We start from the raw sequence: 12,210 nt of genomic DNA, 5'->3' as shown, positions 1-12,210 counted from the left end.
GTTGAGTCATGATCGTCTCCTTGTCTGTTAGTTTTGTCAAAACCATCAAAACAAAGAGCGGGATCTGGCTCAACCTTTTTCTTCATCTGCCGTTACCTATTTTACACCAACCTTTGAGACGCTACCCGCGGTGTTGCCTTTGTGCCAGGCATCCGTGAAGGCGTTCACAAAGAAGACGTGATCTGGTTTGGCCATCATTTCTCCCTTGGCGGCGGCGCATTTATTATCGCCGTGCCGCGCTGGGAAGCAGCATCTTTATCAGGCGGAAAGCTGTCAACCGCAAATCGTTTGTCGGCGGATCACATTAAAGAGTGTTTGGCCACGAATTACACAAATTGGCACGAATTGGGCAGTAGGGGAAAAGCTGGCGTTGAGCGAAGTATGAACATCGACGACAGCCAGGGCCAGGCAAACAATTCCTGTGGTCCATGCTCGCAGGACTCCAGGATAGGCATCGCGTGTACAAAAAAGGGGATGAAGCTGGCGCTCCATCCCCGTGTGGTTTTATATGTTCAGATCAATCCGGATAGGTGAGGGTGCAGGCCTGCGAGACCTTGATCCAGTATCCTTTGCCGGGCTCCATGTTTGTGGGGCTGGCGCCCAGGTGGTTCACCTCCTGCAGATAAGAGGAGATGGAGGCCAGGGCAGTGGCGGTGGGTTTGGCCGCCGCGGGCAGGTAGGCCACCAGGTTCCAGCCGGCCTTGAGGCTGATCGGCGTGGCGGAGGCGTCCACCTGAGTCCCGCTCACGGTGAGAGTGGCCGGGGAAGACAGGTTCACCCAGTAACCGCCGTTCACGGCCAGATCTTCCAGGGTGTTGAAATGCGCGGCCATGGAGGGCATGTGGCTGAGGGCCTCGCTTTTCACCTGGATGAGCCCTGTCACGCCGTCGAAGACATCGGCCACCGCGTAGGAGGCGGGCACCTGGTTCAGGCTGATGAGGTTCCAGCCGGCAGTGAGGCTGATCTCCAGAGGCAGTTCGCCGAAGACCACGGTGATGGGGGTCATGGCATTGGCGGAGACGGTCACCTGCAGGGTTTGGGGATCGTAGCCGGGGGTGGTGACGGTGAGGGTGTAAGTCCCGGGCTGGAGGTAGCGGTAGAAATCCCCGTGGCTGGCGTCCGTTTCCACGATGGAGTAGGTGTTGTCGTAGCCGGAGATGTTGATGGTGGCTGACAGGGGATTGCCGTAAGCGTCCACCACGGTGCCGTGGATGCCGTATAGCGACTGCTCCAGATAGCTGAGCATGGCCTCGTAGTTGTAGTTCCAGTAGTTGGGCATGGTGGAGGCGGCTGGCAGCTTGGTATTTGAACATTCGATGGTGACCTCGCGGCCGTTGCGGGTGTAGTTCATCCAATCCTGGCGTCCGCCGGCGATCACGTACCAGTCGGCGCCGTTGGTGATGCCGTTGGAGCTCACGCTGGTGAAGTAGCCGCTGGGGCCGTTGGCCTGGGCGTTGGAGGCGTAAACCAGGCTGGAGGAGATGAACCAGGCATCGTCCGGATGCAGGGTGTAGGTGTAGTCCCAGGGATAGTTCACCACTTCCGCGCCGCCGTGGTAGTTGATGCCGAACACGAAGCTGTGGGCGTTGGCAAAGTCCATCAGGGCCTGGGTTTCAGGCTGGATGGCGCCTTCGTTCAGGCTGCCGTCGTAGTCCGGGTAGTTGCGGTTGAGGTCGATCCCGTTGGCGTTGTAGCGCCGGGCGCTGGCGACGGTGTTGTCGCCGCCGTAGTAGGTCCCGTCGGGATTGGTGTTGGGCCCGATGTACAGCTCCATGGAGTTCACGATATTGGCCAGGCGGGGGTCAGTCCCGTACTGGCTGAGCAGGGTGTCGATGAGGCGCAGCATCAGGATCCAGCCGGTGGTCTCATCGCCGTGGATGGTGCTGGTGAGCAGCACTTCGGGTTCCTTTTCCTCGCTGGCCACGTTGTCCGAGATCTTGGCCACCAGGATGGCGCGGCCGTTCACGGTGGTGCCCACGTTGATGATCTGGCAGAGGTTGGGGTAGCTGCTGGCAAAGCCGTTCATCATCGCCACGTAGGCACTGTAGGTGGGGTAGGTGTCCCAGTCCTTGGCTTCGCTGGCGCTGGAGCTCATCACCACCGGGAATTCGCTGGACGGGGCTGGCAGAAGCTGGGTTTTGAGGCCCAGCTTGCCGAATTCCGCCCACTCAGAATCGTTCGCGTAGGCATAGACCCAGTTGCCTTTAACGTTGTCGATGGAGACGATCTTGGTGATGTCTGGCAACTGGGCTTTGTCGGTGAGTTCGAACCGGAAGTAATACTGGGTCCACTCTCCTGCCACGAGGGGCAGACAGAGCAGGAACAGCATGATCGCTATGAATGTGTTTTTCATCTTAGTTCTTTACCGCTTTAATGTAGTAGAAGGCCATGGGCAGTTCGGTCAGGTCGTCGAACAGCAGCGCGTTGACGTTGAAGCCTACCTGTTCGTAGGTCCCGTAGGGATCAGTGGCGCGCCAGACCTCGTAGATATCGGCGTTGTCCACCTCGTTCCAAGCGATCCGGAAGCCGCCGCTAACCTTGGCGATGGCTGTGATCACGGGAGTGTCGAGCTCGGTGATCTCGCTCACGCTGACGGGAACGGGGGTTTCGGTGCTGCCGATCACGTCGTTGTAGCCGAGGCTGTAGGTTTCGAGGGCGTCGTAGGCCAGGTTGGCGCTATAGTCGTAGATCTTGAAGCTGATCTCCTCGCCGTCGGAAGCCAGGTTCACCACGATGGTTACATAGGCATTGGCGCCGTTCATCACCACATCGGCCACGCCGCGGCATTCGGTTCCCACAAAGGCTCCGACCACGTCGTTGAGTTCGCCGGCCACACCGTAGATGGTCACGATGCCGTGGAGGGTGGCGGAATTGGGATAGAGCACAGCTTCCCAGCCGGGTCCGGCCACTTCGTTGACGGTCACCTGGACGCTGTCGTAGGCGTAGGTGTAGCCGTCATAGACGGAGAAGGTGACGGTCTCGGTGCCGGTCCAGTTCTGGGCGGCGGTGAAGGTGACGCTCAGTCCGTTTATGGCCACAAGGATGTTGGTGTTGCCGCTGTAGCCCAGGGTGAGGGGATCGAGGTCCTCGTCGGAGACATAGGAACTGAAGTCCGCTGTCAGGCTGCCGTTGCGGTCAAACGCAAAGCTGGCCGGCAGAATTATCTGGGGAGCGTGGTTGCCGTTGTCCCAAACGTCCATGGTGGCGCTTACATCCAGGCTAGGGTTCACCGGATCGTTGGAATGGATGGTGAGCATGGCTTCGTAGCTGCCCACCGCCATGCCGACGGCGGAGAAGTAGGCCGTGATGGTGGCGCTCTGTCCGGCGGCGATGCTGCCGCTGTGGGGCTGCACGCTCAGCCAGGCGATGGGAGGCAGGTCCTCGGCCAGCACGATGGAGCCGTCGAGGGTGTGGGGTTCTGAACCGTAGATATCACCGTTCAGGATCCAGGGCAGAGTGAGGTCGCCGCCCAAGCCGGTACCGATGGTCACATTGACCGTGGCGCTGGCGGAATCGCCGTTTCCGTAGATCACGCCCCAGCCGCTGGAACCTTCGCCGTGCCAAGTGACGGTCACGCCGCTGCCGCTGGTCACGTCCGGGGTCAGGTCGCCACCGTCGCCGCCCACGAAGGTGGTGGCGCTGTTGACGGTAACCCCAGCGGGGAAGCTGATGATCACGTCTTTGATCCACTCGTTGTCCGTGCTGGCGTTGGTGACAGTGAAGGTCCAGTCCACCGTGGTGCCGGGCAGGTAATTCGTGGCATCCAGAGTGAGAGTGCTGCCGGCTATGCTCTTGTCTGCATCAGAGGCGGCCTGCGGCTGGCGGTTGGCCTGGGCGAGCAGCTCTTCCATGCTGATGCTGTAGGTGAGGGGCTGGCTGCCGGTGTTGGTGATGGTGAAGCTATCCGTGCCTTCTGTTTCCACCTGCAGGTTGGCGTAGAGGGCGTCGTTGTCGATGTCAATCGTGGCTGGGATGTAGCCCGTGCCGGTGAGGGCGAGGTTGACGCTGGTGTTGTTGTTGGAGTTGTTGGCGATCGCCACATTGCCGTTGTAGGCGGTGGCGGAGGTGGGCGCGAAAGTAAGGTTGTAGGTCTTGCTGGCGCCGGCGTTCACGCTGAAGCCCAGGCTGTTGCGGCTGACCTTGCCGGAAGTGGCAGTGGCGGACCTGGCCGCCTCGGCCACGCTGTAACCGGCGGGGGTGGTGATGGTGCCGGTGAGGGTCTGGTCGCCGCCGTTGGTGATGGTGAAGGTCTTCACGTCAGTGCCGCCCACGGCCACATCGCCATAGGCGAGGGTGCCGGGGTTGACCACGATCATGGGGCCTTCCTCATTGGGCAGCAGGGCCAGCTTTAGGTTGGGACGGTTGGTGGAAGTGGAACCACCGGTGAAGACAGCGGTCTGGTCTGCTGAATCGCTGCGGTTGTAGCGATAGCCGTTGGTTACGGTAGAATACTCTGTGGTGCCACTTTGATTGTAGGATGCGATCAGGCCAAAGCCGGTGTCCACCAAGAGGTTGTCCGTTCCGTTCCAGAGGAAGGGGGTGGAGAGGGTGTACATGTTCCAGCCTGTCGTTGTGGGCAGATAGGAAGCGCTGCTCCAGACCTGGGTGAGTCCGGTGGAGATCCAGTTGGCTGCATCAGTGGCGGTCGTATGTCCCATGCGGACCACAAAGTTTGGCATCGCCTGGGCCGGAAGTCCGGTGATGTTGAATCCGATCTGGGTGATGTTGATGGGGCCGATCACACCGGCAGCGTTCAGTTCACCCGCGGTGTAGACCGATTGTCCGTGCAGGCTGCGGTAGTACTGGTTCACGGGGCAGGCGGTGGTGGTGCCGTTAGATGTGGTCCCGGTGCCGATGATGACTTCGGTGGGCACTATCGCGGAGGGAGTGGCCTGCACCGTATCGGTGGGATCGGACACGCCGCCGCTGTAAACCGCGATCAAGTAATATGAATAGGTGGTTTCGTTCACCACCGCGTTGTCGGTGTAAGTGAGCCCGGTGACCGTGGTCAGCAGGCTGCCGTCGCGGTAGATCCGGTAGCTGGTGGGGGTGCCGGTGAGCGGGGTTTGCCACGTGAGGTTCACATAGCCGTTGCCGGGCGCGGCGCTGAGGTTTTGCGGCGGATAGAAGTTGCTGGGGGTGGTGGAGGCGGGGAAGATGATGTCGTCCACCCAGGCGCAGTTGGAACCGCTGTCCACGCTGCCGTCCTTCATGTATTCCCATTTCAGCACGCGGGTGCCGGCGGCCAGTGTGTAGCTGGCCTGGGTCCAATCCACTTCGCCGGACCATTGGCCTTGCTGGGTTCCATCCACATAGAACTTCAGATAGTCGTATCCACTTTCGGAGGAGACCTTGTACCAGAAGCTGAGGTCGCCCGAGGTTGAGAGGATCCGGGTTGTCTCCATGGTGCTGGACTGGCTGTGGGTGATGGTACCGCTCTTGGCGCTGTAGCCCGCGCTGTAATAAGTTGTGTTATCGATGGTCCAGGGAGCAGTGCCGCCCATGATCCAGGGATAGGAGCTGAAGCTGCCGGTGCTGAAATCCTCGATAATGAGGCCCACGGCGGTGTTTTCCACCTTGCTGGCGCTGTATTGGCCGGCGGTGGCGGCAAAGTTCAGGCTTACCACGGTGCCGATGGCCATGCCGGCGTCGGCGGTGAGCGAGAAGCTGAGGTTGGCGGAGCCGGCCGCGGCAATGGCGCTGAAGTTGGCGCTGCCGGTGTTGACCGTGATGCCTGTCACTGCGCAGCTCATGGTGGCGGTTCCAGCGGGGGAGGTGGCGCCACCGGTGTTATGAAGCGGTATGTTGATGGTCACTGTTTCGCCCGGGTCCAGGCGTCCGTTGTTGTTGCCGGTGGGGTCGGAGACCGTCATGGCGCCGAAGTTGAGGGCCGGCGCGTTCAGGGTCAGGGTGAAGTTGTGGGTCCAGGGGCTTTCGCCGCTCATGGTCATGGTGATGGTGAAGTTGGCCACGGTTCCGTTAGCGACGTTGTTGGCAATGGAGATGGCGTAGGCGTTGTCGGCCAGAACGGAAGCGCCGGCGGCCAGGCTGGATATGGTGTGGTTGGCATCGGTGATCGTCACGCCGGGGGTGGCGCAGCTCAGCACCGCGCTCACGCTGGTGGCGGGGTCCACGCCCACGTTTTCAAAGGTCACATCCAGATAGCCGCTCTCGTTGTAGTCCGGAGCGTCATTGTTGGCGTCGTCAAACACCACTGTGTCCACCGCCATGTAGGGGCCTTCGGCGGCCACCACGGGGATGTCCACTATCTTGGTGATCCGGTTCTGAGCGGTGAGCACCAGTTTGGCGGTTCCGGCAGTGGTGAAGGGGCTGATGGTCAGGGTCAGGTTGCCGCTGGCGTCGGTGATGCCGGTGCCGTAGATCACGCCATTCATGGAAAGGCCGATCCTGGTGTAAGGGGCGGCGCCGGTGATGGCGTAGCTGGTGTTGCCGATCATGATCTGGGTGGGATGGGAGGCTGGGTTGGCGGTGGGAACGCCAAAGTAGGGCATCAGGGAGGGGTCGCCCATCACGTGGTAAATTTCCCAGTAATAGTTCGTGCGCGAGCTGCCGCTTTGCTGCACGGCCATGTTACCGGCGTAGATGGTTTCGCCGGTAGTGGTGGCCCAGTCGGAATAGGCTTCGCCGTGGGTGTGGAACATGGCGTCGTAAGCGCCTAGGGAGGAAGCGCTGTAAGCCGGGGCGGAACCGTTGATGGGTGTTTTGTAACCCACCGCCCAGTAGTAGTCCTCATCCCAGTAGGTGCTGTTGATGCCGCCGATGTAGGCCACTCCGCCGCCATCGGCTTTGCGGATGATGGCTTCGCCGAAGCAGGGGCTGGAGTAGTCGAACTCGTTGGTGATGCAACAGTTGCCAACCATCAAGCCGTATTTGCCGGAGTTGGTCATCGCGTTCACGTCGGAAACGGAGAAGGTGGGGTCTGCCCAAGAGGTCTGGCTGCCGTGGGCAGTGTAGTTGATGTAGCCGCGGCCTTCGTTGGCGTTGGCAATGATCTGCGCGTCACTGCTGCCGGAGGCGGGATAGAGATAGGTGTTGGAGGTGATGCCGTGGGCGGCGTTGAAATATTCGGTGGTGCCGTAATTGAGGGCACCGTTGCCGTGGGTGGGGGCAAAGCCGGAATCCACGCCGGCAATGAGCACCGTCTTGCCCAAATAGCTGAGGTCGGGCATCTGGGTCTTTTCAAAGGTGATGGTCTTGTTGATGACGTTGGCCAGTTCTGTGGTATTGGACACCGAGAAGCGGCCGTGGTACATTTCCGGCATGTAGTCGGAGCCGCTAAGGCGCACGTAGGTGAGGTCGGTGACGTGGCCGGAAGTTTCACCGGAATTGGTGGCCACGGTGATGGTGCCGGATTCGTCGCCGATGATCAGCAGATAGGTGGGCGCCGGATTTTCCGGGGTGGCGCTGTTCCACAGGTTTTGCATGTAGCTGATGATGGCGGTGGTGGTGTTGGCCACGGCCCCGCCGCTGCCGACGGTTACCACGCTCACCGCAAAGCCCTGCTGGGTCTTCCAGTCCACATAAGTCTGGATGTTACTGGTGTAGCCAACCGGGCAAAGGATGACCATCTTGGTGGGATGGCGCAGCAGATCGGTGCGGGTGTCCGCGTCCCAATTGAAGAAGGTCTTGCCGTAGAGCTGGTCAAACTCCCAGGAGGCTGTCCTGGCCAGCAGATCGGCCGTTCCCAGAAGGTCCGGATTGACAAAATCCACCCGCACATCCAGGTTTTCCATCACCCGGATGCTGTTGGAGACGGGGTTGTAGCGCACGGGATAAAAATCCAGGGCGAAAACCCGCACTCCGCGCATGATGCCCAGATCCGAAACCTGCACCCAGTCGCGGGAGTTGAATTCGTCCCGGCCGTAGAGATCGGACTTGATGATGAAGGGCAGGGTGGCCGGATCGGCGGATTTGGAGACGGGCTCCTGGGCGGGGATGATGCGGTTTTGCAGTTTGTTGGCGGTGGCATCCAGTTCCCGCGCGGATTGGGAATTGAGGGTGAGGCGGACCTCCGCGCCCAGGGGAACGGCGATGGTCCTGCGCAGCAGGGGCAGCTTGGGCTCGCCCACGGCGTTGCTGAAGCCCCAGCCTTCGATGGAAAGCTCGTCGAAAGTGCCTTCCTTGGTCTGGACTTCTGTGATCTTGAGTTCGCCAACGCTGAAGTTGACGTCGAAACCTAGGTCGCTGTTGTTTTTCAGCACGGCCTGGTTGGCTGAGGAGGAGAGGTCCAGCTGCCGGGTCTGGGCAGACAGGGCCAAGGCGAAGGCCAAGGTGAGCGCTATCAGCAGCAACACCTTGCCTTTGAACTCTTGATGCATAAGGTACTCCTATATCCTGGTTTGATTCAAAGATTTATTCAGCCACAGCGGCTGCAAGGCCAGCCAAACAGCCAAGGAGACTGATTCGCGCAAGCAATCCCAAGCGCGATATTTGTCAACTATTAAATGACATGCCTGCATCACGATGAAAACAATGGTGGTTGTGTCGCATCCGTGAGGCTTCATCACTCCATCCTGATTTTGCCTGGTAATGTCCGGCAAAGTTTCTGCAGAATTAGCTTGACGGATCTGGGAGAAGGGCTGAATCTCCACCGCAGATCTTGCCGCCAGTCCGGATCAGAGCCCAGGCGGCACCAGGAAAGGATTTCATGAAGATAATCAACGTTCGCGATCACCAGCCCGGCCTGGAGGCTGCGGCCGGTTACATTCACGGCATCTGGGGCCGTCCCCAGAACCTGGCTTTCTATCTCGACGCCGTGCTGCATTCATCCCTCACGGAAAAAGCCCTGCCCCGTTTTTATCTGTTGCTGGAGGGAGCGCGGGTGGCCGGCTGCTGCGCGTTGCTCACCAACGATCTGATCAGCCGGCAAGACCTCTGGCCCTGGCTGGCCTGCCTTTATGTTGAGCCTGAGTATCGGGGGCGGGCCCTGGGCGCCACCCTGCTGGAACACGGCGCTCGGGAAGCCGGTAAAATGGGCTACGGCAGGCTGTACCTCAACACCGACCACGCCGCTTACTACGAAAAATACGGCTGGGTCAGGATGGAGGACGGCTACAACCTTTTCGGCGAACGCGGCCGCATCTACTGGCTGGACTTGAACTGAGCGTTATTCCGGGAGAGTCCTGGCCTTGATCCAGGTGGTCATTTCCTCCAGCACGGTGGGCGCGAAGGTCTGTTCGATCTTGGCGTATTCGTCCGGATGCCCGGTCTCGCATTCTTGGAAAAGGTGGTTCAGGCCGGGGTATTTGCGCAAGGTATAATCGTTGTTTCCCGCTTCTTCCAGCGCTTCGCTGATCGCGGGGAAATTGTATTTGGCTGGCACCTGCAGGTCTTTGCTGCCATTCAAAGCGAGCACAGGGCAGGTGACTTTGCTCAACCACTGGGCGGGATCCAGCCTGATGAATTCGTACATCCAGGGATTGGTCATGCTGTCCATCTGCAATTTATAGAGTTCATCGTAGGTCATGCCTGCCGGGATCTCGATCGAGCCGTCATCCATCTTTTCCTTCAGATAGTTGCCAAGTTCTGTTTTGAAGCTATCCAGGTCCTGCGTGTAGAGGGCCAGTCCGAAAGCCGCGGCATTCACTTCCAGGATCTGGTTGATCTCCTCTTCCTGCATGCCGGAGGCTTGGTAGATCAGCTTTTCCTGGGCCAACAGCAGCTTGTCGCCGCGGATGCCCGTCCCGGCCAGCAGCACGATGAAATCAATGTCTTCAGATTGGGAGGCGGCGATGGGGGCAATGATCCCGCCTTCGCTGTGCCCCACGAGGCCGATTTGGTTGAATTCCGGTCGGGTTTTCAAATAGCGCACCGCGCTGAGGGCGTCGGAGGCAAAATCGAAGGTGGTGCCGGTGGAGGCGTCTCCGCCGGAACCGCCCACGCCGCGGTCATCGTAGCCCAGCACCGCGATCCCGTTGCGGGTAAGGTGGTCGGCGATCACCCAAAAGGGTTTGTGCCCCATCAATTCTTCATCCCGGTTCTGGGCGCCGCTGCCGCTGATCATCACCACCACCGGGAAAACTCTCTCAGTCTGCGGCAGGGTGAGCGTTCCGGCCAGTTCTATCCCCGCTTCCGGATTGGTGAAGAGCACTTCCTCGATCCTGTAGCCATATGGCTCTTTGGGCTCCTGCGGCCTGATGTAAACAGGCTTGGGCAGGGTTTCACGCTGCAGGTCAAGCGGGGCGGAAAAACCTGATTGCCTGAAGGTTCCAACTATCATGCCATCCTTCAATTCCCCCGAATAGGTGATCGGAGGTGCGTCCAGCACCAGCTCCAAGCGGGGATCGGTGAATACGGCCCCGGCCACAGGCAGGCCGAAGGCGCCCTGGTCCGGGCTGTCGAGGGTCGCGCTCAGCCCCTCTTCCGTGGCGCTGATGTGAAAAACGATGCGGAGCTTCTGCCCGCCCGCGTCCAGCATTCCGTTCCAGGTGCCGGTGATGTCCGTGGCCGCGAGGCCGGCCACAGCGGCCAGCGCCAACAGCAGGATTACAAATCTTCTCATCTTGATCTCCCTGTTTGGATCCAAATTTCTGTCCTAATTGAGAAATTCCCCGCTTTTGTCAAGTAAAACCACACAAAGTTCTTGACATATTTCGGCTATCGCCTAATTATGCGCTTAGTTAAACACAATATAAAGGAGAAACGATGTCAGATTCATTCTACAAGGCCATCGCGGACCACACGCGGCGGGAGATCCTTTCCCTGTTGCGGCGGAACGGGCCGATGTCCGTCACCGAGATCGCGGGCCATTTTCCCATCAGTCTGCCCGCCCTCAGCGAGCATCTGAAGGTGCTGCGCCACGCGGACCTCGTTTCCGCCCGCAAGGAAAAGCAATTCGTCTTTTACAGCCTCAACACCACTGTGCTTGAGGACTTGGGCAGTTGGGTACTGGATCTGATCAAAAAGAGAGGTGAATGATGACAAGACTGAAAAAGTACAAATGGGCATTGCTGATCCTGGCGCTGCATCTGGCCGCCGTGCTCTGGTTCGCCACGCAATTGCCGGCAGGGGCGAAGGTTCCCATCCATTGGAACTACAAGAACCAGATCGACGGCTGGACCAGCCGCGGCACGGGCCTCATCTGGGGAGTGGGGCTGAATATGGCGCTGTTTTTGCTGCTCTATCTGCTTAACTGGTATTCGCCTTGGTATCAAAAGTACGCGGAGCGCTTCGAAAAGATCCTGCCCCCGCTCACCACCACGCTGTTGGCTTGTTTTTCCACCCTCAGCCTCTACAGCCTGTATGTGGCCAAATGGGGCGAAGTGCCCGGTGTGAAACTGATCCTGATCCTCATCGGCTTGCTCTTCATCTTCCTGGGCAACATGCTCCCCAAGGTGCCCAAAAACCTCTTTGTGGGCATCCGCACGCCCTGGACCATCGCCAATGAACTGGTCTGGGAAAGGACCCACCGCCTGGGCGGCTGGCTGTTTGTGCTCAGCGGCATCGTCATGATCCTCAAGGGTCTCATCCTGCCAGGCTCCGCGCTGTTCCAGAACTTGACCACAGTGCTGGCTTTGGGCTGCCTGCTCTATCCCATGTTGCATTCCTTCATTTTGTACAAGAAACTGGTGAAGTGAGGAAAACCCAGGCTCATTATCAAAGGCTCTCTTTCAAACCAGGTGGCTACAGCCCGTGAGGGCGGCAGAATGATAGCGAGGGTGTGAAGAACCGGCTAAAGACGGTTCGGAACCCCTCGTTGAATGAACAGATCAACCGATTTATCAAGCCTCCACCCCTCCCCGAAAACGTGGCACGTTTACGGGAAGGGGTGGAGGAAATTCCATTATTTGTCCCTTGTTGCCTTACGAGGGGCTCCGCTGCGCTGCGCTCCCTCGCTATGATCTGTGGCCCTCTGGGCTGCTGGCTGGCTGATCACTTCCACCCACTCGGATTGAATGGGAGCCTTTTCAAATGGAATGGGTGGGTACTGCCTTGATCCAGAGCCGGTTACCCTGTGATGTATTGAAGCGATACAGACTGGCCGTCAAGGCCCTGTCCCGGTTTTCTGATGCGCCTCCCGCCTGATACCCGCGTTTGATGCGATGATCAGGCGGGAGGCAAGGGAGGGGGATGGACGCGAGCGCTCAGGGTGTGGCTAACAGGATATTGGGGTGGCCAAGCAGTTACGGCTTTCTTTTAAAATCAAGCGGGTGCAGGCGCTCACCCAGAAGGCAACCCGGATGGTAACTC

The 12,210-nt window shown here is 59.4% G+C and carries 6 protein-coding genes; 3 read left to right on the top strand and 3 right to left on the bottom strand.

What is annotated here, in order from left to right:
- Positions 1 to 517: 517 nt before the first annotated feature.
- Both LHW45_08595 and LHW45_08590 read right to left on the bottom strand, forming a co-directional pair.
- Positions 518 to 2,353 carry a carboxypeptidase regulatory-like domain-containing protein gene (locus LHW45_08595; protein MCB5285631.1) on the bottom strand — a complete coding sequence of 612 codons (1,836 nt, stop codon included), beginning with the start codon at positions 2,351 to 2,353 and terminating at the stop codon, positions 518 to 520.
- A 1-nt stretch (position 2,354) separates the two neighbouring features.
- Positions 2,355 to 8,339, bottom strand: coding sequence for a C25 family cysteine peptidase (locus LHW45_08590; protein MCB5285630.1), 5,985 nt, complete (start codon positions 8,337 to 8,339; stop codon positions 2,355 to 2,357).
- A gap of 329 nt (positions 8,340 to 8,668) precedes the next feature.
- Between LHW45_08590 and LHW45_08585 the strand changes: the two genes are divergently transcribed.
- On the top strand, positions 8,669 to 9,124 hold the full coding sequence (locus LHW45_08585; protein MCB5285629.1) for a GNAT family N-acetyltransferase: 456 nt from the start codon (positions 8,669 to 8,671) through the stop codon (positions 9,122 to 9,124).
- A 3-nt stretch (positions 9,125 to 9,127) separates the two neighbouring features.
- Here the strand turns inward: LHW45_08585 and LHW45_08580 are convergent, their stop codons facing one another.
- Positions 9,128 to 10,522, bottom strand: coding sequence for an alpha/beta fold hydrolase (locus LHW45_08580; protein ID MCB5285628.1), 1,395 nt, complete (start codon positions 10,520 to 10,522; stop codon positions 9,128 to 9,130).
- Between the two features lie 143 nt (positions 10,523 to 10,665).
- Between LHW45_08580 and LHW45_08575 the strand changes: the two genes are divergently transcribed.
- Entirely contained in the window at positions 10,666 to 10,938 is a 273-nt protein-coding gene (locus LHW45_08575; GenBank protein MCB5285627.1) for an autorepressor SdpR family transcription factor, read from the top strand.
- A complete protein-coding gene (locus LHW45_08570; protein ID MCB5285626.1) occupies positions 10,935 to 11,597 on the top strand; it encodes an SdpI family protein in 663 nt (220 codons plus the stop codon). Before LHW45_08575 ends, LHW45_08570 begins: the two co-directional genes overlap by 4 nt.
- Positions 11,598 to 12,210: the final 613 nt, after the last annotated feature.

This window comes from Candidatus Cloacimonadota bacterium, from assembly GCA_020532085.1.
Lineage (GTDB): Bacteria > Cloacimonadota > Cloacimonadia > Cloacimonadales > Cloacimonadaceae > Syntrophosphaera.
The sequence above is the reverse complement of the archived record's forward strand: the minus strand, read 5'-3'. Positions and strand labels throughout refer to the sequence as shown.

Excerpts from the sequence above, each read along its gene's own strand:
- LHW45_08570 (MCB5285626.1), top strand. The coding sequence starts at position 10,935 with ATGATGACAAGACTGAAAAAGTACAAATGGGCATTGCTGATCCTGGCG.
- LHW45_08580 (MCB5285628.1), bottom strand. The coding sequence starts at position 10,522 with ATGAGAAGATTTGTAATCCTGCTGTTGGCGCTGGCCGCTGTGGCCGGC.
- LHW45_08590 (MCB5285630.1), bottom strand. The coding sequence starts at position 8,339 with ATGCATCAAGAGTTCAAAGGCAAGGTGTTGCTGCTGATAGCGCTCACC.
- LHW45_08585 (MCB5285629.1), top strand. The coding sequence starts at position 8,669 with ATGAAGATAATCAACGTTCGCGATCACCAGCCCGGCCTGGAGGCTGCG.
- LHW45_08595 (MCB5285631.1), bottom strand. The coding sequence starts at position 2,353 with ATGAAAAACACATTCATAGCGATCATGCTGTTCCTGCTCTGTCTGCCC.
- LHW45_08575 (MCB5285627.1), top strand. The coding sequence starts at position 10,666 with ATGTCAGATTCATTCTACAAGGCCATCGCGGACCACACGCGGCGGGAG.